22 protein-coding genes are annotated in these 21,090 nt (G+C 73.0%); 11 read left to right on the top strand and 11 right to left on the bottom strand.

Going from position 1 to position 21,090, the window contains the following annotated elements; all coding sequences use genetic code 11:
• Positions 1-9 precede the first annotated feature (9 nt).
• Together AB0M80_RS20500 and AB0M80_RS20495 are read right to left on the bottom strand one after the other, a co-directional pair.
• The gene (locus AB0M80_RS20500) at positions 10-1,971 is read right to left on the bottom strand and encodes a VWA domain-containing protein (protein WP_364566902.1); all 1,962 of its coding nucleotides are present in this window, start codon (positions 1,969-1,971) and stop codon (positions 10-12) included.
• Complete coding sequence (locus AB0M80_RS20495; protein WP_364566899.1) at positions 1,968-3,365, bottom strand: ATP-binding protein; 1,398 nt, start codon at positions 3,363-3,365, stop codon at positions 1,968-1,970. Before AB0M80_RS20495 ends, AB0M80_RS20500 begins: the two co-directional genes overlap by 4 nt.
• A gap of 113 nt (positions 3,366-3,478) precedes the next feature.
• Here AB0M80_RS20495 and AB0M80_RS20490 point away from each other — a divergent pair, with 113 nt between their 5' ends.
• Positions 3,479-4,276, top strand: coding sequence for a hypothetical protein (locus AB0M80_RS20490; protein ID WP_364566897.1), 798 nt, complete (start codon positions 3,479-3,481; stop codon positions 4,274-4,276).
• 20 nt (positions 4,277-4,296) lie between these two features.
• Positions 4,297-4,575 (top strand): hypothetical protein, encoded by a 279-nt coding sequence (locus AB0M80_RS20485; protein WP_364566894.1) that lies wholly within the window; start codon positions 4,297-4,299, stop codon positions 4,573-4,575.
• Here AB0M80_RS20485 and AB0M80_RS20480 read toward each other — a convergent pair.
• Complete coding sequence (locus AB0M80_RS20480) at positions 4,572-5,615, bottom strand: ferrochelatase (RefSeq protein WP_364566893.1); 1,044 nt, start codon at positions 5,613-5,615, stop codon at positions 4,572-4,574. The genes AB0M80_RS20485 and AB0M80_RS20480 overlap by 4 nt on opposite strands.
• An 86-nt stretch (positions 5,616-5,701) precedes the next feature.
• On the opposite strand from AB0M80_RS20480, the gene AB0M80_RS20475 reads away from it, so the two are divergent.
• Both AB0M80_RS20475 and AB0M80_RS20470 read left to right on the top strand, forming a co-directional pair.
• Positions 5,702-6,280 carry a TetR/AcrR family transcriptional regulator gene (locus AB0M80_RS20475; RefSeq protein WP_364566890.1) on the top strand — a complete coding sequence of 193 codons (579 nt, stop codon included), beginning with the start codon at positions 5,702-5,704 and terminating at the stop codon, positions 6,278-6,280.
• A 69-nt stretch (positions 6,281-6,349) separates the two neighbouring features.
• On the top strand, positions 6,350-7,510 hold the full coding sequence (locus AB0M80_RS20470) for a Cmx/CmrA family chloramphenicol efflux MFS transporter (protein ID WP_364566888.1): 1,161 nt from the start codon (positions 6,350-6,352) through the stop codon (positions 7,508-7,510).
• A 3-nt stretch (positions 7,511-7,513) separates the two neighbouring features.
• Here the strand turns inward: AB0M80_RS20470 and fabI are convergent, their stop codons facing one another.
• A complete protein-coding gene (fabI, locus tag AB0M80_RS20465) occupies positions 7,514-8,281 on the bottom strand; it encodes an enoyl-ACP reductase FabI (protein WP_364566886.1) in 768 nt (255 codons plus the stop codon).
• Positions 8,282-8,324: 43 nt separating this feature from the next.
• Positions 8,325-9,029 (bottom strand): beta-ketoacyl-ACP reductase, encoded by a 705-nt coding sequence (locus tag AB0M80_RS20460; RefSeq protein ID WP_364566883.1) that lies wholly within the window; start codon positions 9,027-9,029, stop codon positions 8,325-8,327.
• A gap of 184 nt (positions 9,030-9,213) precedes the next feature.
• Between AB0M80_RS20460 and AB0M80_RS20455 the strand changes: the two genes are divergently transcribed.
• Genes AB0M80_RS20455 through AB0M80_RS20425 form a run of 7 tightly spaced genes read left to right on the top strand, consistent with a single transcriptional unit; the run spans position 9,214 to position 14,985 of the window.
• Entirely contained in the window at positions 9,214-10,530 is a 1,317-nt protein-coding gene (locus tag AB0M80_RS20455) for an MFS transporter (protein ID WP_364566882.1), read from the top strand.
• 4 nt (positions 10,531-10,534) lie between these two features.
• Complete coding sequence (locus AB0M80_RS20450; RefSeq protein WP_364566880.1) at positions 10,535-11,203, top strand: response regulator transcription factor; 669 nt, start codon at positions 10,535-10,537, stop codon at positions 11,201-11,203.
• Between the two features lie 6 nt (positions 11,204-11,209).
• Positions 11,210-12,604, top strand: a complete 1,395-nt coding sequence (locus tag AB0M80_RS20445; RefSeq protein WP_364566877.1) for a HAMP domain-containing sensor histidine kinase — start codon at positions 11,210-11,212, stop codon at positions 12,602-12,604.
• Positions 12,601-13,545: a TAXI family TRAP transporter solute-binding subunit gene (locus AB0M80_RS20440; RefSeq protein ID WP_364566874.1), complete on the top strand. Its 945-nt coding sequence runs from the start codon at positions 12,601-12,603 to the stop codon at positions 13,543-13,545. The genes AB0M80_RS20445 and AB0M80_RS20440 overlap by 4 nt, the downstream gene beginning before the upstream one ends.
• Positions 13,546-13,561: 16 nt before the next feature.
• Complete coding sequence (locus AB0M80_RS20435) at positions 13,562-13,984, top strand: thioesterase family protein (protein WP_364566871.1); 423 nt, start codon at positions 13,562-13,564, stop codon at positions 13,982-13,984.
• A gap of 3 nt (positions 13,985-13,987) precedes the next feature.
• Positions 13,988-14,449: a tRNA (cytidine(34)-2'-O)-methyltransferase gene (locus AB0M80_RS20430; RefSeq protein WP_364566869.1), complete on the top strand. Its 462-nt coding sequence runs from the start codon at positions 13,988-13,990 to the stop codon at positions 14,447-14,449.
• A 23-nt stretch (positions 14,450-14,472) separates the two neighbouring features.
• Positions 14,473-14,985, top strand: coding sequence for a hypothetical protein (locus AB0M80_RS20425; RefSeq protein WP_364566866.1), 513 nt, complete (start codon positions 14,473-14,475; stop codon positions 14,983-14,985).
• Between the two features lies 1 nt (position 14,986).
• Here AB0M80_RS20425 and AB0M80_RS20420 read toward each other — a convergent pair whose 3' ends face one another.
• From AB0M80_RS20420 to AB0M80_RS20395, 6 genes are all read right to left on the bottom strand, one after another.
• On the bottom strand, positions 14,987-15,967 hold the full coding sequence (locus AB0M80_RS20420; RefSeq protein ID WP_364566863.1) for a VWA domain-containing protein: 981 nt from the start codon (positions 15,965-15,967) through the stop codon (positions 14,987-14,989).
• Between the two features lie 151 nt (positions 15,968-16,118).
• Positions 16,119-17,063: a DUF58 domain-containing protein gene (locus AB0M80_RS20415; protein WP_364566860.1), complete on the bottom strand. Its 945-nt coding sequence runs from the start codon at positions 17,061-17,063 to the stop codon at positions 16,119-16,121.
• Between the two features lie 6 nt (positions 17,064-17,069).
• Positions 17,070-18,143, bottom strand: coding sequence for an AAA family ATPase (locus AB0M80_RS20410; protein ID WP_364566857.1), 1,074 nt, complete (start codon positions 18,141-18,143; stop codon positions 17,070-17,072).
• Positions 18,144-18,437: 294 nt separating this feature from the next.
• On the bottom strand, positions 18,438-18,983 hold the full coding sequence (locus AB0M80_RS20405; protein WP_364566855.1) for a molybdenum cofactor guanylyltransferase: 546 nt from the start codon (positions 18,981-18,983) through the stop codon (positions 18,438-18,440).
• A 9-nt stretch (positions 18,984-18,992) separates the two neighbouring features.
• A complete protein-coding gene (locus tag AB0M80_RS20400; protein ID WP_364566852.1) occupies positions 18,993-19,706 on the bottom strand; it encodes a class I SAM-dependent methyltransferase in 714 nt (237 codons plus the stop codon).
• Between the two features lie 58 nt (positions 19,707-19,764).
• Entirely contained in the window at positions 19,765-21,078 is a 1,314-nt protein-coding gene (locus AB0M80_RS20395; RefSeq protein ID WP_364566850.1) for an NlpC/P60 family protein, read from the bottom strand.
• Positions 21,079-21,090 lie beyond the last annotated feature (12 nt).

The following is a 21,090-nucleotide window of genomic DNA, read 5'->3' as shown; positions in this document are numbered from 1 at the left end:
CCGCCGGGGTCACCGCCGCGTGCGCAGGTAGTCGCCGACCACGGCGGCGCCGAGGCCGTCGAGGTCCGGGGCGACCACCCGGCCGCCCGACCGGCGCGCGATCAGGTCCACGAAGGACGTCAGCCGCGGGTCGTCCCCGAGGCGGAACACCGTGATCGACGCACCCAGCTTCGCCAGCTTGTCCACTTCGGACAGTGTCTTGTGGAGGGTCCGGGGCAGCGGCGGGTAGTCGAAGACCGCCTCGCCGTCGGGCTCCAGGTGCGCCGTCGGCTCGCCGTCGGTGACCATCAGGACCACCGGCTGGGCGTCCGGGTGGCGGCGCAGGTGCTGCCCGGCGAGCAGCAGCCCGTGGTGGGCGTTGGTGCCCTGCTCCCAGGCACCCTCCAGGCCGACCAGCTCCGGCAGCTCCACCGACGTCGCGTACCGGCCGAACGTGATCAGCTGCAGGGCGTCGTTGCGGAAGCGGGTGCTGATCAGCTGGTGCAGCGCGAGCGCGGTGCGCTTCATCGGCAGCCAGCGGCCTTCCGACACCATCGACCACGACGTGTCGACCAGCAGCGCCACCGCCGCGCGGGACCGGTGCTCGGTTTCGACCACTTCGACGTCTTCGACGTCCAGCCGGACCCGGCGCTCCCCCACCGAAACCGACCGCAGGACGGCGTTGCGGATGGTCCGCGGCACGTCCCAGGGCTGCATGTCCCCGAACCGCCACGGCCGCGACGCGCCGGTGGGCTCGCCGGCCGCGCCCGCCGACTCGGTCTCGCGCTCGCCGGTCTTGCCGCGCAGCGCGTTCACGATGTCGGACAAGGCCGTCTCGCCGAGGCGCCGCAACGCCTTGGGCGACAACCGGAGCGAGCCGTCGGCGGCGCGCTCGAACAGGCCCTGGCGGCGCAGTTCGCGCTCCAGTTCGGCCAGCCGGCGGGCGTCGACGCCCGCGTCCTTGCCGAGCTGGGCTTCGAGGGCCTCCAGGTCGATGTCCTCCAGCCGCGCGCCGGGGTAGGACTGGCCGAGCTGCTCGGCCAGCGCGTCCAGCTCGGCGAGGTCCGCCATGGCCTGGGCGCCTTCGCCCATGCCCAGCGGGTTCTTGCCGCGGAAGCGTTCCGAGCCCGTCCAGTCCTCGCCCGGCCGGGCCGCGCGCAGTTGCGCGTCGAGGTTGGCCAGCTGCTGGGCGAGGCGCGGGTCGCCGAACGCCTGCTGGGTCAGTTCGGCCAGCTCCGCCCGCTGTTCGGCGGACATCGAGTTGAGCATCCGCTGGGCCGCCGCGGAGCGCTCGGCGAGCGCGTCGATCAGCTCTTCGACGGTGCGCGGGTTCTCCGGGAAGAACTCGCCGTGCTTGCCCATGAAGTCGTCGAAGCGCTCCTGGATGTCTTCGGCGCCCCGGGCGTGCGCGGCCAGCAGGTCGTTGAGGTCGGAGAGCATCTCGTTGATCCGCTCGACGTCCTCGGGCCCGGCGTTCTGCAGTGCCTGCTTCATGCCCTGGAACCGGGACTCCATCAGCTCCTGGCCGAGCAGATCCCGGATCTGCTGGTAGTTCTCCCGGCCCTGTTCGGACCGCCAGTCGTAGTTCGCCAGTTCGTTGACCGCCGCGGCCGTGCCCGACGGCAGCGCGTCGAGCTGGGCCTCCCGGAACCGGGCTTCGTCGTCCGGATCCGGGAACAGCTCCCGCCGTTCGGCGTCGAGGGCCTCCTGCAGCAGGCGCTGGACCTCCTGGAGGGTGCCGTCGAGCCGGTTGCGCCGCTGGATCTGCGAGCGGCGCTGCCAAAGCCGGCGGGTCAGCTCGTCGAGGCCCGCGGTGCGGTCGGTGCCGCGCCGCAGCATTTCCTCCAGCGCGGACCGCGGCGAAGCCCCGGCCATGACGTCGCGGCCGATCTCGTCGAGCGCGTCGCGCAGGTCGGCCGGCGGAGCGAGCGGATCCGGCCCGTCGTGCCACGGGCCGTAGGAGTAGCCGTCGGGAAGCGGGACCGCGGTCATCGGCCGTAGACGGTCGTCGCGTCGTCGGAGTCCTTGGCGAGCCTTCGCGACAGGAACAGCGATTCGAGGGCGAGTTCGACGGCGGCCGCGATCCGCCCGGCGGGCTCGTCGGCGGCCACCCCGGCCCGCGCGGCGACCTCGTGCAGCACCGGCAGCTCCGGCAGGGCCGCGAGGACGTCCTTGCCCGGCACGCGCTCACCGGTGGCCACCAGGTGGCCGTCGCCGACCGCGTCGGCCAGGGGCCGCAGGTCGAGACCGGCGAACCGGTCGCGCGCGGTCTCCGCGACGGCGAGGCGCAGCAGGTGCACGAGGTGCTCGATCTCGCGGCCTTCTTCGCCGGGCTCGAATTCGATCTTGCCGCGCAGCACCGACGGCACGGCGTCGAGGTCGACCGGCCGCGCCACCGCGGGCTCCTCCCCCGTCAGCGCCGAACGCCGCAGGGCGGCCGCCGCGACGGTCTCCGCCGCGGCGACGGCGAACCGGGCCGAGACGCCGGAACGCTGGTCGATCACCGTGGACTCGCGGAGGTTGCGCACGAACCGGGCGAGGACTTCGAGCAGCGGCTCGCCGACCTCGGCGACGAGGTGGGCTTCCTGCCGCACGACGGCGACCTCCGCCTCGACGTCGAGGGGGTAGTGGGTGCGGATCTCGGCGCCGAAGCGGTCCTTGAGCGGGGTGATGATCCGGCCGCGGTTGGTGTAGTCCTCGGGGTTCGCGGTCGCGACGAGCAGGACGTCCAGCGGCAGCCGCAGCGTGTAGCCGCGGACCTGGATGTCGCGCTCCTCCATCACGTTGAGCAGCGCGACCTGGATGCGTTCGGCCAGGTCGGGCAGCTCGTTGATGGCGACGATGCCGCGGTGGGCGCGCGGGACCAGGCCGAAGTGGATGGTCTCGGGGTCGCCCAGGCTGCGGCCTTCGGCGACCTTCACCGGGTCGACGTCGCCGATCAGGTCGCCGACGGAGGTGTCCGGGGTGGCGAGCTTTTCGGTGTAGCGCTCGGAGCGGTGGCGCCAGGCCACCGGCAGGTCGTCGCCGAGTTCGGCGGCGCGCCGGATCGACGCCGGCGTGATCGGCTGCAGCGGGTGTTCGCCCAGCTCGGAGCCCTCGATCACGGGCGTCCACTCGTCGAGCAGGCCGGGGAGGGTGCGCAGCAGGCGGGTCTTGCCCTGGCCGCGTTCGCCGAGCAGGACGACGTCGTGGCCGGCCAGCAGCGCGCGTTCGAGCTGCGGCAGCACGGTGCGGGAGAACCCGACGATGCCGGGCCAGGCGTCTTCACCGTTCTTGAGGGCGGTCAGCAGGTTGTCGTGGATCTCTTGCGCGATCGGGCGCGGCTCGTACCCGGCCGCGCGCAGGGCCCCGGCGGTGCGGGGAAGAGCGTCTGGAACAGCGTTCACCCGTTCGACGCTACTGCCGGATCGGCGGCCCGTCGATGTGGAGCGACTCCAGCGTGGGCGCGCGCTCGGTGCAGGGGGCGGCCCGGTAAAATAGGGCAGTAAAATGGCGAACTGTGTGCCGACCCAGTGCGACTTTCGCCGTCTGGTCGAGCGCGTGGCTCAACGGGGCCGCCGCGTCCGACGATGTCCTCGATGCCCTGCTCGCGTGGGGTGAGGCCCACGACGTCGTGGCCGCCGACGCGGCCGCGGCCGAGGCGTTCGCGCTCCCGCTGGCCTTCAACCGGGCGGCCACTCCGGTGCAGCTGCTGATGGCGCTGCGTTCGCAAGGAGCGAAATCGCTGCAGCTGGTGCTCCCGGTCCCGGGCGACGTCCGCGGCCTCGGCGGCGGCGGTCCGTTCACCGAAGCGGCGTTGCGCTCGGGCGACGCGCTGGTGCTGCCGGACCTCGGGTCCGGCCTGGTGCCGGAGCCGATCGCCGAAGGCCTGGTGCGCTGGACGGTCTACTCGGTGCCGTCGCCGACGACGCCGGAGTACGTCGCCCTCGGCGACGCCGAGCACGGGCTGACGGACGCGATCCGGGCCAGCGCCGGGGCGTTGCAGGCGCTGGACGTGGCCTCGGACCGGCCGGGCGTGCGCGCGGAGCTGTCGGCCCACCTGCGGTCCCGTCCGGACGTCGACTGGCCGGCGGGGACACCGGGGCGCGCGTTGCGGGTGCTGCAGCGGGCCGACGAGATCGCGGCGATCCTGGCGGTCGCTTCGTCGGAGGACCCGGGCGGAGCGCTGTCGGCCTCGGCGTCGACGCTGCGGGCCCAGGCGCTGCGGCCGCTGTCGGACGCGGTCCGGACGGCCCGGCGCGCGGCGGTCAACGAGGCCGTGCGGGTGTTCGCGGAGCAGACGGCCCGCGAAGGCTGAGCCCCGGCGCGGCCGATACGGTGCAGCCATGGCCGAGGACACCTGGGCCGCGCTGGGTACTGGGCCTGCCGACGCGGGCGGACACGGTGGCCGAACTCGGCGAGTCCCTCCGCGCCCGGGGCGTGGAACCGCTGCAGTGGTACGGAGTCTGGCTGTTCGTCGACTGGCTCGACCTCAGCGGAGCCCCCGTGGACGAGGCCGAAACGGAGCGGGTGGCGGCCGTCGAGCTCGAAGCGGGCCGGCGGGACCCCTACCGCCGGCTCAGCCGCGTCTTCCACCTGGTGGGGCGCAAAACCTAACGGCCGGGGCGCTTGGCCGGTTCGCAGCACCCGATGGCGCAGGGCGCGCCGTTGGTCGTGCAGCCCGCCACCGGGAACGAAGACAGCTTCCGCGGCTGCACCCCGTGCGTGTGCTCGCGGATCAGCTCCACCACCAGCTCCGCGAACCTCGGGTCCGCACCCGCCGTCGCCGCGCGGGCGAAGGCCATTCCGTGCTCCGCCGCGCGCTCGGCCGCCTCGTTGTCCAGGTCCCAGATCACCTCGAGGTGGTCGGACACGAACCCGATCGGCGAGACGACCACGCCACGCACCCCCGCGGCGTGCAAGGCGTCGATGTGGTCGACGATGTCGGGCTCCAGCCACGGCACCTGCGGCGGCCCGGACCTCGACTGCCACACGACGTCGTAGGAATCGATGCCCGCCTCGGCCGCCACCAGCCGGGCCGCCTCCGCGATCTGCCGCGAGTAGCGGCGGCCGCCTTCCGCGGGCGGGCCCGACGCCAGATCCGCGCTCTCCGGCACCGAGTGCGCCGTGAACACCGTGCGGATCCCGGGCTCGTTCCCCAGCGACGCGTGGGCCGCGCGCACGGCGTCGGCGACCGCCGAGACGAACAGCGGGTGGTCGAAGAACTGCCGGATCTTCACCAGTTCAGGCGCGGCGGAGCCGACCGCCGCCCGGGCGCGCTCGATGTCCTCGTCGTACTGCCGGCACGCCGAGTAGCCGCCGTACGCGCTCGTCGGGAAGACCAGGACGCGCTTCGCGCCTTCCGACGTCAGGGAAGCCAGGGTCTCCTCGACCATCGGGTGCCAGTTGCGGTTGCCGAAGTGCACCGGCAGTTCCATGCCGGCGGCCGAAAGCTGCTTCTCGACCGCGGCCATCGCTTCGCGATTCAGCTTGTTGATCGGCGAGACCCCGCCGAAGTGCTGGTAGTGCTCGGCGACCTCCAGGAGCCGCTCGCGCGGTACCCCGCGGCCCCTGGTGACGTTCTCGAGGAACGGCATGACGTCGTCGGGCCCTTCCGGACCGCCGAACGAAAGCCACAGCAACGCGTCGTATCCCACCCCGTCATCTTGCCGATGTGGCGGCCCGCACGCTGACTCGGGCTCGTTGTGAATCGAGCAGTCCAAAACCCTGGTACGGTGACGCCATGGCCAGGCCACGGGAATTCGACGAGACCGCCGCCGTCGAGAGCGCAATGCAGGCGTTCTGGGACCGCGGCTACGAGGCGACGTCGACGCAAGACCTGTGCCGGGCGACCGGGCTCGGCCGCAGCAGCGTCTACAACGCCTTCACCAGCAAACGAGCCCTGTTCCGGCGTGCGCTGGCGCACTACACGACCCGGGAACTGGGCAAGCGGAAAGCGATCCTCGACGGGCCGGGCACCGCGGCCGAGCGGCTCACGGCGGTCCTCGACACGGTGATCGAAGCCGGCCTCGGAAACCGCGGCTGCCTGGTGGTGAACACCCTCGCCGAACTCGGGCTGCCGAACGACGAGGTCGGCGCCGCCCTGCGCAGCGACACCGCCCAGAACCTGGCCATGTTCGCGGAATGCGCCAGGGAAGGCGTGCTCGACGGCAGCCTCCGCGACGGCCTCGACCCGGCCGACGTGGCGGAGTTCCTGCTCAGCACCATCTCGGGCCTGCGGGTGATGGGCCGCCGGGGCTCGAGCCGCGAGGCGCTGCACACCGTCGCCGACCTGGCGCTCTCGGCGATCCTCGCGCACTGACCCGCAGCCGGGACCCGGCTGAACCCTGCCCGAGTTTTGAACTGACCGATACACAACCAAGGAGAACCCGTGCCCCTGGCTGTCTTCGTCCTCGGGCTCAGCGTCTTCTCGCTGGGCACGTCCGAGTTCATGATCACCGGCCTGCTCCCCGGGATGGCCGCCGACCTCGGGGTCAGCATCCCCGACACCGGGCTGCTGATCTCCGCGTTCGCCGTCGGCATGGTCGTCGGCGCGCCGCTGCTGGCCATCGGCACGCTGCGGCTGCCCCGCCGCCGGACGCTGCTGGTGATGCTGGGCGTGTTCATCGCGGCGCACGTCGTCGGCGCGCTCGCCGACGGGTACGCGCTCCTCTTCGCCACGCGGGTGGTCGCGGCGCTCGCCTGCGCCGGGTTCTGGGCCGTCGCCACGGCGACGACGATCGCGCTCGTGCCCGTCGACCGGCGCGGCCGCGCGATGGCAGTGCTCGTCGGCGGCCTGACCCTGGCCAACGTCGCCGGGGTGCCGGCCGGGACGTTCCTGGGCCAGCACGCGGGCTGGCGCGCGGCGTTCTGGGCGGTGGCGGCGGTGACCCTGGTGGCGGTGGCCGGGGTGGCGGCCCTCGTGCCCGAGACGACCGGCGATGCGGCGACGGTTCGCGGCGAACTGCGGCTGTACCGGCGCGGCCGGGTCTGGCTCGCCCTCGGCGTGATCGCGTTGGCCCAGGCCATGATCTTCGCCGCGTTCAGCTACCTGGCGCCCCTGTTGACCGAAACCGACGGCCTCCCCGAGCCGTGGGTGCCCGGCGTCCTCGCGTTGTTCGGCGTCGGCGCGCTGATCGGGATCACCGTGGGCGGCCGGCTCGCCGACCGGCGGCCGTTCGCGACGCTGTACGGCTGCCTCGGGCTCGCGCTGGCGGCCCTGCTCGTGCTCGCCCTCACCACCGACGCGCTCGTGGCCACCGCGGCCGTGCTGGTCTTCGGCGTCGCCGGGTTCGGGGCCAATCCGGCGCTGAACGTGCGCACCTACCAGGTCGCCGGCGACGCGCCCACGCTCGTGGGCGCCAGCACGACCGCCGCGTTCAACGTCGGCAACACCGTCGGCCCGTGGCTGGGCGGCGTCGCGATCGAAGCCGGCCTCGGCTTCCCGAGCGTGGCGTGGACGGGCATCGCCCTCGGCGTGGCGACGCTGGCCGCGCTCACGGTCGCCGCCGCCGTCCAGCGGACCGACGACCGTGAGCCGGCAGTCGTGTGAGGCTCAGATCCCGAGGAAGTGGACCCCGCCGTCGACCATGATCATCGAGCCGGTCGTGGCGGGGAGCCAGTCCGACAGCACCGCGCAGACACTCTTCGCCACCGGGTCCGGGTCCGTGCTGTCCCAGCCGAGCGGCGCGCGCTCGCCCCAGCCGTCCTCCAGGTCGACGAAGCCCGGGATGGACTTCGCCGCCATCGTCTTCATCGGGCCCGCGCTGACCAGGTTGACCCGGATACCCTGCGGCCCCAGCTCCTTGGCCAGGTAGCGGTTGACCGACTCGAGCCCGGCCTTCGCGACGCCCATCCAGTTGTAGACCGGCCACGCGACGCGCGCGTCGAAGTCCATGCCGACGTACGACGCGCCCCGGCCGAGCAACGGCAGGCACGCCTTCGCCAGCGACATGTACGAGTACGTCGAAACCTCGATCGCGGTCTTGACGTCTTCGGCGGGCGCGTCGAGGAACGGCGCGCCGAGACAGGTCTGCGGGGCGAAGCCGATCGAGTGCAGCACCCCGTCGAGGCCGTCGACGTGCTCGCGGACGCGGTCGGCGAGGCCGTCGAGATGCTCCTGGTTGGTGACGTCCAGCTCGATCACCGGCGCCGTTTCGGGCAGCCGCTTCGCGATGCGCTCGACCAGCGACATGCGGCCGAAGCCGGTCAGCACCACCTTCGCGCCCTCCTGCTGCGCGATCTTGGCCGCGTGGAAGGCGAGCGACGCGTCGGTGATGACGCCGGTGATCAGCAGGCGCTTGCCTTCGAGCAGTCCGGGCACGGGTCCTCCAGGTCTTGTTCGGGGTGGGGGTCTTCGAAGAACGTCAGTGGCCGAGGCCGAGGCCGCCGTCGACCGGCAGCACCGCGCCGTTGACGTAGCCGGCCTCCTCCGAGGCCAGGTAGCGGACGGCGGCGGCGATCTCCGACGGCTCGGCGTACCGGCCGGAGGGCACCTGGGCGAGGATTTCCTTCTTGCGGTCCTCGGACAGCTCGTCGGTCATGTCGGTGTGGACGAACCCGGGTGCGATGACGTTCGAGGTGATGTTGCGCGAGCCGAGCTCACGGGCCAGCGAGCGCGCGAAGCCGACCAGGCCGGCCTTCGACGCGGCGTAGTTCGCCTGGCCGGCCGAGCCGGAGAGGCCGACGACCGAGGAGATGAAGACGAACCGGCCCCACCGGCCGCGCAGCATGCCGCGCGACGCGCGCTTCGCGACCCGGTAGGCGCCGGTCAGGTTGGCGTCGATCACGCGCTCGAACTGCTCGTCGCTCATCCGCATCAGCAGCGTGTCGTCGGTCAGCCCGGCGTTGGACACCAGCACCTCGACCGGCCCCTGGTGCTCCTCGACGAGCTTGAACGCCGCGTCGACCTGCTCGGTGTCGGTGACGTCGGCCTGCACGCCGAACAGCCCTTCCGGCGCGCCCGAACCACGGTGCGTGACGGCGACCTGGTGCCCCTGTGCGGCGAGGTCCCGGGCGATCGCCAGACCGATGCCCCGGTTGCCCCCGGTGACCAGAACCGACCGTCCCACTGTGTTCTCCCTCTTCGTGAACTCCTGCGCTGCTGACGCGCACGAGGTTATCGGCAGCGCCGCCGGGTCGCGCAGCCGCGCCCGGGTCGCCGTGACCGTCCTAAGCGGGTGTTAGGAACTGTCTCCCGACCTTGCTGGTTACCCGCTGGTTGGTCACCGTGAGTCGCAACACAGGAGGTCGACGATGACAACCCGGATCGACGGTGCCACCACGTACCAGCATGGCAGCGAAAAGCGCGTGATCGGCAACGTGCTGCGCGGCTCGATCGGCAATCTGGTCGAGTGGTACGACTGGTACGCCTACGCGGCGTTCACCACCTACTTCGCCAAGTCCTTCTTCCCGACGACCGACACCACGGCCGCGTTCCTCGGCACCGCCGCGGTCTTCGCCGTCGGGTTCCTCATGCGCCCGCTGGGCGGCTGGATGCTCGGCCGGTTCGCCGACCGGTTCGGCCGCCGCAGCGCCCTGGTGCTCTCGGTCTCGCTGATGGCGGGCGGCTCGCTGCTGATCGCCGTCACGCCGAGCTACCACACCATCGGCATCGCCGCGCCGATCCTGCTGCTGACCGCCCGGCTGATCCAGGGCCTGTCGGTCGGCGGCGAGTACTCCACCTCGGCGACCTACCTGTCCGAAGTGGCCACGCCCGGCAAACGCGGCTTCTACTCGAGCTTCCAGTACGTGACGCTCTACGGCGGCCAGCTGCTGGCGCTGGGCCTGCAGCTCATCCTCCAGGCGATCCTCACCGAGCAGCAGCTGACGTCGTGGGGCTGGCGGATCGCCTTCGTCGTCGGCACCTTCGCCGCGCTCACCGTGATGTGGCTGCGGCGCGGCATGGACGAGTCGGAGAGCTACCAGCGGGAAGCGGGCGAAAACAAGGGCGAACGCGGCACGCTGCGCGCGCTGATCAAGTACCCCAAGGAGATCGCACTCGTCGTCGGCCTGACCCTCGGCGGCACGGTGGCGTTCTACACCTTCGCCACCTACAGCCAGAAGTTCCTGGAGAACACCGCGCACATCCCGCGCCGGCAGGTCACCATCGTGCTGTTCTGCGCGATCCTCCTGGCCGCGATCCTGCAGCCGGTGTTCGGGCGCCTGTCCGACCGGATCGGCCGCCGTCCGCTGCTGCTGTTCTTCGGCATCGGCGGCACGCTGCTGACCGTCCCGCTCATGACGGTGATGGGCTCGACCCGCAACCCCGTCGGCGCGTTCTTCCTCGTGCTGGCCGGGCTGGTGATCGTCGCCGGGTACACCTCGATCAACGCCATCGTGAAGGCCGAGCTGTTCCCGACGAAGATCCGCGCCCTCGGCGTCGGGCTGCCGTACGCGCTGACCGTGGCGATCTTCGGCGGCACCGCCGAGCTGATCGCGCAGGCGTTCAAGAGCGCCGGGCACGAAACGGTGTTCTTCTGGTACGTCGCGGGCTGTGTCCTGGTGTCGCTGATCGTCTACGGCACAATGCGGGAAACCTCGAAGACCTCCGAGCTGGAAGAGCGCCAATAGGGGGATGACCGTGCGCGTGCTCCTCGTCGAAGACGACGCGGGTGTCGCCGGCGCGCTCGCCGAGTCGCTGCACGCGCGCGGTCATCCCGTCACCAGCGTCGCCCGCGGGGCCGATGCGCTGCACCAGCACCGCGCGGCCGACCTCGTCCTGCTGGACCTGGGCCTGCCCGACCTCGACGGCCTCGACGTCCTGCGCAAGATCCGGGCCGTCTCGCCGGTCCCGGTGATCGTGCTGACCGCCCGTGGCGACGAGCGGTCCGTGGTGCGCGGGCTGCGGCTCGGCGCCGACGACTACCTGACCAAGCCGGTCCGGCTGGCCGAGCTGCTGGCCCGGATGGACGCCGTCGTGCGGCGCGCGGTGGCCCGCGCCACCCCGGCCGGGGACGTCGTGCGCGTCGAGGACGTCGAGATCGACCTCGGCGCCCGCCGGGTCCTCGTCGCCGGGCACGACGCCGGGCTGACCACCAAGGAGTTCGAGATCCTGGCCGTCCTCGCCGCCCGGCCCGGCACCGCGGTCAGCCGCCAGCAGCTGATGGACGAGGTCTGGGGCGACGCGTACCTCGCGGTGTCGCGCTCGCTCGACGTCCACCTGACGCAGCTGCGCGCGAAGCTCGACCGGCCGGGGCTGCTCACCACCATCCGCGGCTTCGGCTACCGGCTCGGGCGGGACTGAACCGGCGTGCGCACCCGGCTCCTGGTGGTCCTGGTCGCCCTCGCCCTCGCGGTGGTCGCCGCGTTCGCCGTGCCGCTGCTGACCGCCACCGCCGAGCAGCGCACCCAGCAGCTGGTCATCTCCCGCACCGCCGACGTCGACCGGTTCGTCGTGCTGGCCCAGCAGGCCGTCGACAGCCACGACCCGGCCGCGCTCGCGGCCGACGCGGAGCGCTACGCCCGGTTGTACGGCGAAGGTGTCGTCATCGTCGACGCCCGGCGCGTCCCGCTGGTGCAGGCGGGCGGGCTGACCGCGGGCGATCCGGCGGTGCGCGCACTGGTGGAAGCGACCATGCGCAACGAGCCGGCACCGCGCGTCGACCGGCTGGACCCGTGGTCGGCCGGACCGGCCTCCTTCGCGCGCCCGGTCGGTACCGGCACCCGCGTGTCCGGGGTGGTCGTGCTGCGCGCTTCGGTCACGGCGGCGGCCGCGGACGTCGCCGCCCGGTGGGGCACCATCGGCGCCGGCGCGGTGCTGGTCGCGGTGGTGTTCGTGCTGCTCGCCGTGGTGCTGGCCCGCTGGATGGTGCGGCCGCTGCACGAACTCGAAACCGGGGTGCTCGCCGTCGCCGCCGGGCACCGCGCGCACGTCCCGGAACGCACCGGGCCGCGCGAGCTGCGGTCGCTGGCCGCCGAGGTCAACCGGATGTCCGAGGCCGTGCTCGAAGCCGCCGAGCAGCAGCATCGGCTGGTCGCCGACGCTTCGCACCAGCTCCGCAACCCGATGGCCGCGCTGCGGCTGCGCGTCGACTCCCTGGCCCACCAGGTCGAGGGCGAGAGCACCACCTACCGGGCGACCGTCGCCGAGGTCGAGCGCCTCGAGAAGCTGCTCGACGGCCTGCTGGCGCTCGCGCTGGCCGAAAGCACCGCGACCCGCGTGGCGGCCGGGGGCGCCGACGAGGCCTGCGATCTCGCGTCCGTGCTCGCCGAACGCGTCGACGCCTGGCGCCCGGCCGCCGAGGACGCGGGATCGGTCATCGTCCCGCCACCGGGCCACGACGAGCCGGTGACCGTGCGCTGCCCGGAAGGCGAGCTGGCGCAGATCCTCGACGTCCTGCTCGACAACGCCGTCCACTACGCCGGCCGTGGCGCGAAGATCACCACCGACTGGGAAAGCGGCGCGTCGACCGCCACGCTGATCGTTTCCGACGACGGGCCGGGATTGTCCGAAGAGGACAGAGCACGGGCGACCGAGCGGTTCTGGCGCGCCGGCGGCGAAGGCGCCCCGCGCGGGACCGGCCTCGGCCTGGCCATCGCCCACCAGCAGGTGCGCACCCGCGGCGGGGTCCTGGAACTGCGGCAGGCCCACCCGCACGGCCTGGAAGCCCGCGTCACGCTGCCGCTGCAGGAGGTGCCGGGATGACGCTCACCCGCCGCACGGCCCTGCTCGGCGGCCTCGGCCTCGCGCTGGCCGGGTGTTCGACGTCCGGCTACCGCGGCCCGGAACGCGCGCTCACCATCGCGGCCGGCGAGCGGGGCGGGTTCTACCTGGCCTTCGCCGAGCTGCTCTCCGCCGAGCTGAACCGCGCGGAACCGCTGCTGCACGCCACCGCCGTGCCGACCGAGGCGAGCGTCGCCAACGTCGACCTCGTGCGCCGGGGGCAGGCCGACCTCGGGCTGGTGCTCGCCGACGTCGCCCAGACCGCGATCGGCGGCGGCCCGCCGTTCGCCGGGAAGGTGCCGCTGCTCGCGCTCGGCCGCGTCTACGAGAACTACCTGCAGCTCGTCGTGCGGGCGGACGGGCCGGTGCGGACGCTCGCCGGCCTCGCCGGGCGCGCGGTCTCCCTGGGCGCGGGCGGCTCCGGGGCGGCGCAGCTCGGCGAGCGCCTGTTCGCCGAGGCGGGCATCGCGGTGGACGCCCGGCACCTGCTGTTCGACGACGCGGTCCGCGCGCTGGCCGGCCGCCGGATCGACGCCATGCTCTGGTCCGGCGGCGTGCCGACGCCGAAGCTCGCCGACCTCACGCGCACGACGCCGATCGCGCTGCTGCCCCTGGATTCGGTGGTGCCGGCGTTGCGCGCGGAGTACGGCCCGGTGTACGACCAGGTCCAGGTGCCCGACGGCGCGTACCGCGGAGTCGGCGCGCTGAGCACGATCGGCGTGGCGAACCTGCTGGTCTGCGCCCCTTCGCTGCCCGACGACGTCGCCGCGGCCGTCGTCCGGCTGCTCGTCGAACGCGCCACCGCCCTGGTGCCCGCCGAAGCCGTCGGCACGCAGTTCCTCGACGTGCGGACCCTCATCGGCACCCAGCCGGTCCCCCTCCAACCAAGCGCGGCGGCCGCGTACCGGGCGCTGCACGGCTGAGCGCTAGATTGGGCGGGTGACCGCACCTCGCCGCCCGATCACCGAGATGCCGCTGCGCGTGCGCTACCACGAGTGCGACGGCCAGGGCATCGTCTTCAACGCCCACTACCTGGCCTACGTGGACATGTGCGCCTTCGAGGCGGAGAAGGCCCTCTTCGGCTCGCACGACAAGTTCCTCGCGCACGGCACCGACGTCGTGGTCGCGGAGGCGAACCTGAAGTTCCGCGCGCCGGCCCGGTACGACGAGGAACTGGTCGTCTCCCAGTACCTGAACCACCTCGGGACGACGTCGCTGATCTTCGACTTCGAGATCCACCGCGACGGGACGCTCCTGCTGGCGGCGAACATCCGGTACGTCTTCATCGACCCGGCGACCGTGCGGCCCACGCCACCACCGGACGCGGTCCGCACGGTCTACGCCGGCCTGCTCGGGGACTGAGCCGTGTTCCGCGTTCTCTTCTACCAGCCGGAAATCCCGCCCAACACCGGCAACGCGATCCGCCTGGCCGCCAACACCGGCTGCGAACTGCACCTGGTCGAGCCGCTCGGGTTCACCTTGGCGGACAAGCAGCTGCGCCGGGCCGGGCTCGACTACCACGACCTGGCGCGGGTCCACGTCCACGCCGACCTGGCCGCGGCCTGGGAAGTGTTGCTGCCGGCCAAGGTCTACGCGTTCACCGCGTCGGCGACCCGGCTGTACACCGACGTCGCCTACACCCCGGGCGACGTCCTGATGTTCGGGCCGGAGTCGGTGGGACTGCCCGCGCCGGTCCGGGACGCACCCGAGGTGACCGACCGCGTGCGGCTGCCGATGCTGCCGACGAGCCGGTCGCTGAACCTCGCCAACACCGCGGCGATCACGGTCTACGAGGCCTGGCGCCAGCACGGGTTCGCGGTCCCCTGATCGCCTTCCGATAGGTTCGCCGGATGCGACAGCAGTTCCTGGGGGCGCTCATCGGCGCCGCGTTCGGCACGGTCTTCGTCCTGGTCAACTCCGGTGACCCGCTTCCCGCGGCGGTCGGCTGGGTGCTGCGCGCCCTCGCCGTGCTCGCCCTGGCCGCGGTGGTGGGCCTCGGCGTCCGCACGGGCGGACGGCCGACGCTCGAAGGCCGGCCGGTGTTCGGGCCGAGCTACCGCGTGATCGTCATCGGCGAGATCGTGCTGCTGGTCGCCGGCTTCTTCGTGCTGAGCCTGCTCGACGCACCGGTGCAGGCGAACGTCGCGTGGATCGCCACGATCGTCGGGCTCCACTTCGCCGCACTGGCCTCGGCGTGGAAGACCCGCTCGATCCTGGTGGTCGGGGTGGTGCTGACCGTGCTGGGCGTCGTCGGCCTGGCGCTGCTCGGCAGTCCGGCCCTGGCCTGGGTGCCGTTCGTCAGCGGTGTCCTGCCCGGCGTGACCCTGCTCGGCGGAAGCCTGTACGGCGTCCGCCGAGCGTAGGTCACGGGAGTCTCTGGCCGAAGAACAGGCCGGCCGCCGCGCCCAGCATCAGGATCAACGTGCCCACGACCACCCACGGCTTGCTCGCGTCGGCGTCCTTGAGCTCGTAGCCGATCTGCTCGCCGAGGTCCCCGTAGACCTTCTTCAGCTCCTCGGCGCTGGCGGCCTTGTAGAAGTCGCCGCCCGACAGGCGTGCGATCTCGCGCAGCGATTCGTCGTCCACGCTGACCGGCTGGGGCTTGTCGTCGATGGTGACCGAGCCGTGGGTGGTGCCGAAGGAGATCGACGAGATCGGCACCCCGGCCTGCTTCGCCGCTTGCGCCGCGGTGTAGCCGCCTCGCGCCGCGTACAGGTCCTCCGGCACCGTCTGCTTCCCGTCGGACATCAGCACGATCCGCGCCGGGGGTGGGCCGTCGGCCCCGCCGACGACGCTCGAGAAGCTCTCCACCGACTGCAGCGCCGCGAAGATGCCTTCCCCGGTCGCCGTCGACTGGGCCAGCTTCAGGTTTTCGATCGCCTTGATCACGCCGTTGCGGTCCGTGGTCGGGTTGACCAGGACCGTCGCCGTGCCCGCGAACGAAATCAGGCCCAGGTTGATCCCCGGCGTCATGTTCCGCGCGAAGCTCGTCGCGGCCTCCTGCGCCGCCTGCAGCCGCGTCGGTGCGACGTCGGTGGCTTCCATCGACAGCGACACGTCGATCACCAGCAGCACGGTCGCCCGGTTGCGCGGCACCTTCTGCTCGGCGGTCGGCCCGGCCAGCGCCACGGTGAGCAGCAGCAGCGACAGCACGATCAGCACCGCCGGCAGGTGCCGGACCCAGCCCTGGCTCTTCGGCGCGACCTTTTCGAGGAGCTCCAGGTTCGCGAACCGCATGGTCCGCTTCCGGCGCGCGCGCTGGGCGAGCACGTACCCGACGGCGACCGCGGCGACCGCGATCAGCAGCAGGAACCACCAGGGCGACGCGAACCCCGTCAGGCTCATGCGCCCACCTCGCTGACGCTCGGCGCGGCCTGAGCCGAAAGCGCAGTGTCGAATGGTTCGGTCGCAAGCTCCCTCACGCGCCCACCTCGCCGACGCTCGGCGCGGCCTGAGCCGGGGACGCCGTGCCGACGGGGTTCGTTCGCAAGCTCCCTCACGCCACACCTCCCGACCAGCGGCGCTTGCGGGCGACGACGAACCGCACCATGTCGGCGATCCAGTCGGCGTCGGTGCGCAGCGTCAGGTGCGCCGCACCCGCGCGCCGCAGACCGGACGCCACCCGCTGCCGGTGGGCGTGGGCCGCGGCCCCGAACTCCTTGCGCAGCAAGGCCGAAGCGTGCACTTCGCGTTGTTTCCCTGTCTCCGGGTCGGCCAGCACGACGGTGCCCACCTCGGGCAGGTCGACGTCGCGCGGGTCGAGGACTTCGATCGCGATCAGTTCGTGGCGCCCGCCCAGCGCCCGCAGCGGCCGCTCCCAGGACGTGTCGCCCAGGAAGTCGGAGACCACCACGGCGAGGCCACGGCGGCGCGGCGGACGGCGCAACGCCTCCAGCGCCTGCGCGAAGTCACCTCGGGTGCCTTCGGCCGCGCGCGGTGTCTCGGCCAGCTTCCGCACCAGCCCGCGGGCGTGCGCCATACCGCCGCGCGCCGGGATGCGGGTCGTTTCGGCGCCGGTGGAGATCAGCGCGCCGATCCGGTTGCCGCCGCCCCCGGTGAGGTGCGCGACCGCCGCGACGGCGCAGACCACCAGATCGCGCTTCTCGCACAGCGCGGTGCCGAAGTCGAGGCTCGCCGAGAGGTCGGCGACCACCCACGTCTCCAGCTCGCGGTCGGCGACGGTCTCCCGGATGTGCGGGGTCGTGGTGCGGGCGGTGACCGCCCAGTCCATCCGGCGGACGTCGTCACCGGGCTGGTACGGGCGGGCTTCGCCGGGCTCGGACCCCGGCCCCGGCACCAGGCCGAGGTGGTTGCCCTGCAGCAGCCCGTCGAGCCGGCGGCGGACGTCGAGCTCGAGGGTCCGGAGCCCGGCTTCCAGCCGGTCGCCGCGCAGCACCGGCGGCGCCCAGGAAGGGCGGACGCCCTCCGCTTTCTTGGCCATTTCGGATTACCTGACCGGCGCGCCCGCCGGGACCGGGCCGCCCTGGCCGGCCCCGCCCTGCGGCCTGGCCGACACCTGCGGCAACGGCACGGTCTGCAGCACGCGCGTGATGATGTGGTCGATCGGCACGCCGTCGGCCAGCGCGTCGTAGGACAGCACGAGCCGGTGGCGCAGCACGTCCGGCACGACGTCGACGACGTCCTGCGGCAGCACGTAGTCGCGGCCGCGGACCAGCGCCAGTGCCCGCGCGGCGGCGATGATGCCGAGGCTCGCCCGCGGCGAAGCGCCGTAGGACACCCAGCCCGCGACGTCGGCGAGGCCGTGCTCGTTCGGCGTCCGGGTGGTCAGCACCAGCCGGACCACGTAGTCGACGAGCGCGTGGTGCACGAACACCTGCGACGCGACGCCCTGCAGCCGGACCAGCTCGCCGGGGCTGAGCACCTCGTGCGGGGTGGGCGGGGTGACGCCCATCCGGTAGATGATCTCGCGCTCCTCCTCGGCGGAGGGGTACTCGACGAGGATCTTGAACAGGAACCGGTCGCGCTGCGCCTCCGGCAGCGGGTACACGCCCTCGTTCTCGATCGGGTTCTGCGTGGCGAGCACGAGGAACGGGTCGGGCATCGGGAACGTCTGCCCGCCGATCGACACGTGCCGTTCGGCCATCACCTCGAGCATCGCCGACTGCACCTTCGCCGGCGCGCGGTTGATCTCGTCGGCGAGCACGAAGTTCGCCACGACCGGGCCGAGCTCGACGTCGAAGCGCTCGGCGCCCTGGCGGTAGATCCGGGTGCCGAGGATGTCGGCGGGCACCAGGTCGGGGGTGAACTGCACGCGCGAGAACGAACCGCCGACGACCCGGGCGAACGTCTCCACGGCCAGGGTCTTCGCCACCCCGGGCACGCCTTCGAGCAGCAGGTGGCCCTTGGCCAGCAGGCCGACCAGCATCCGCTCGACCAGGCGGTCCTGGCCGACGATGATCCGCTTGACCTCGAACACGGTCCGCTCCAGCAACTGGGCGTCCCGGGCCGGCGTCCCGGGCTGCTGCCCGTTCCCGCCCTCGGCGTAGCCGGGCTCGGTCACTCTGCCTCCTCAAACTCGTGCGCCGCCCCCGCGACGGTGATCACGCGGTGCGACCGTACTGCGTCCCCCGGTCGTTCGTCCGCCCGGCACGCGGACGGGCGCGAAGGCCCCGTCAGTAGCCAACACGGTCACCGGTGTGACATCTGTGAAGCACCCGCTCGACCTGACCGGGCGACCGGACGGGGCGAGGATGCGGAGGGCCCGTCCCGGCGCGAACACGCGGACCGCGGCGGCTTCCCGGTCACCACGCTCCGCGAGGTGGCTCGGGCCTCGATCCCGCCGGATCCCCGTGGCTCAGCGATGCCGTTCCAGGTCCTCCGGGGTGTCGATGTCGTCGGCTTCGCCCCGTTCGGCGGGGATCTCGGCGACCACCAGCCCGCCCAGCACCCGGCGCACGGACGCGTTCTCCGCCGTGGCCGGCAGCGCCGCCCGCAGGGCCGGGACGCGCCACGCACCCAGCAGCCACTGCCGCTGCCCCGCCGCGTCCACCAGGACCGCGCCGTCGCCGGGGCCGATCGCCGCCACCAGCTTGTCCACTGTGGACCGGCGGACGCCCGGGAGGTCGGCCGCCAGCACCACGACGGTCTCGACGTCTTCGGGCACGAACACCAGCCCCGCGGCCAGCGCGGCCACCGGCCCGGTGCCGGGCACCGGTTCCCGGGTCCACACGACGTCGAAGCCGGGCCGCCGCGGGCCGACGGCGATCACCCGCTCGGCGCCGTCGAGGGCGTGGATCGCGCGGGCCAGCAACGGTTTCCCGCCCACCGACAGCGCCGGCTTGTCCACTCCGGACAGCCTGCGGGCCGAGCCACCGGCCACCACGATCCCCGCGTAGCGCACCGGGGAACCCTAGCGGCCCAGCACGAGGTAGGTGAAGCCCAGCACGCCCCGGTAGTCCCGGACGTATTCGCGCAGCCGCCGGTCCAGCCAGTCCCGGACCTCTCCCGCCCGCGGGTCGGCCGGGTGCGCCGCCAGCCACCCCTCCCAGCCGGCCCGCGAGGTCGACTCGAAGTCGTCCCATTCGAGCTGGCCGGCGGTGCTGACGTGCAGCACGCGCCAGCCGGCGTCGTTCGCGGCGTCGAGCAGGTCCGGCAAGGTCAGCAGGTCCGGGCCGAAGATGTCCAGCGCCGTGGCGTTCGGTGGCACCGCCCAGAAGCCGTCGCCGTAGAGCAGCCTGCCGGACGGCAGCACCACCCGGGCGAGTGCTTCGAGCGCGGCCGTGGTCGAGCCGAAGATGTGGGCGGCACCGATGCAGAAGGCCCGCTCGGCGGGAACGTCCCAGGTCGCGGCGTCCGACTCGGTGAATTCGACGGCCAGGCCACGCTCGCCGGCCGCCGTCCGGCCGCGGCCGAGGCCGGTCACGTCGACGTCGACGCCGGTCGCGCGCAGGCCCGGTGCCCGGGCGGCCGCCCGCAGCAGCAGTTCGCCCCAGCCGCAGCCGAGGTCGACGAGGTGCCCCTCGCCCAGGGCCATCCGGTCGAGCAGCAGCTCCGCGTGCGGCTCGGACAGGGGGGTGTTCCAGCGCATCCGGGAGCGCCGCAGCGCGGTCAGTTCGTCGTCCACCGGGTGAGCTTGAAGCCCGGACGGCCACGGCGTCGAGCGGGTTTCAGTCGAGCGGGTTTCAGCCGAGCAAGCGGGTCGCGTAGGGCATGATCCCGCCGTAGCGCACCGGGGCGACCCGGACCCGCAGGCCGGACTGCGGCGCCTCGACCATCTGCCCGCCGCCGAGGTAGAGGGCGACGTGGTGGATGCCGCCCGGGCCGCCCCAGAACAGCAGGTCGCCGCGGCGCATCTGGGACAGCGGCACCCGCCGCCCCGTCGCGTACTGGTAGCCGCTGTAGTGCGGCAGCGAGCGGACCCCGGCGAAGGCGTAGATCATCAGGCCGGAGCAGTCGAAGCCGATCTTGTTGTAGTCGCCGTAGCGGTCGGCGACGCCGCCGTCGCGGATGCCCCGGGTCGGGCCGCTCGCGTTGCCGCCGCCCCACGCGTACGGCATCCCCAGCTTGGACAGCGCCCGCGCGATCACCGCCTCGATCGACGAACCGGCCGGGCCCGACGGCGCCGCACCGCCCGCCGGACGGTCCGCACCCCCGGACGAGGCGAGGGCGGCCTGGCGGGCGCGTTCCTCGTCTTCACGCTGCTTCTGGGCCAGCCAGTCCTGGTAGCGCTGCCGCTGGCCCTGCAGGCCGCCGACCTTGGCCTGGGCGGCGTAGAGCTGCTGTTCGACGTCGGCCTTGTTCTTCTCGAGCTGGGTGGTCTGGGCCGCCTGGCTGTCCTGGACGCGCTCGGCGGCGGTCTGCGCCGCGTCGGCGCTGTTCTTGGCCCGGCGGGCCGCGTCCTGCTTCTGCTGGGCGATCTCGGCGGCCTTGCGGGCGGCGGCGTCCTTGTTGGACTTGTCGGTCCGCGCCTGCTGGAGCCGGTCGAGGGCGTTCAGCCGGTCGCCGCCGACGGCGTCGAGCAGCTGCGCGCGGGCGAGCATGTCACGGGGGCTGTCCGCGCTCAGGTACGCCGAGAGCGAGCCGACCGTGCTGCCCTGCTGGAAGCTCGCCGCGGCGAACGTCTTGAGGTCCGCCCGGGCCTTTTCGATGGCCGCCGAAGCCGCGTCCGCCTCGGTCCGCGCGGCCTTGGCGTCGTCCTCCGCCCGCGCCGCGTCGTCCTGCGCGGTCTGCAGGTCGACCAGGGCTTTGTTGGCCTCTTCCTGCTTCAGCTCGACGTCGTCCTGCAGCTGCGAGAGCTTCTGCTCGGCCTGGGCCAGCTGGTTGGTCAGCCGGCCGACCTCGCCGGCCTTCGCGTTCGCCTCGGCCTTGCCCGCGTCGATCTCCGAGTCGCTCGGGTTGGGCGGCGGCGGGGGTGCCGCGAGGCCCGTGCCGCCGCCGCCGAACAAGATCACCAGGGCGAGCGTGCTCACGGTGAGTCCCCGTCGTGCTCCCGGCACCTTTCGTTCCCG

Origin of the sequence: Amycolatopsis sp. NPDC051045, from assembly GCF_040682955.1 — a bacterium.
Classification (GTDB): Bacteria; Actinomycetota; Actinomycetes; order Mycobacteriales; family Pseudonocardiaceae; genus Amycolatopsis.
The sequence above is the reverse complement of the archived record's forward strand: the minus strand, read 5'-3'. Positions and strand labels throughout refer to the sequence as shown.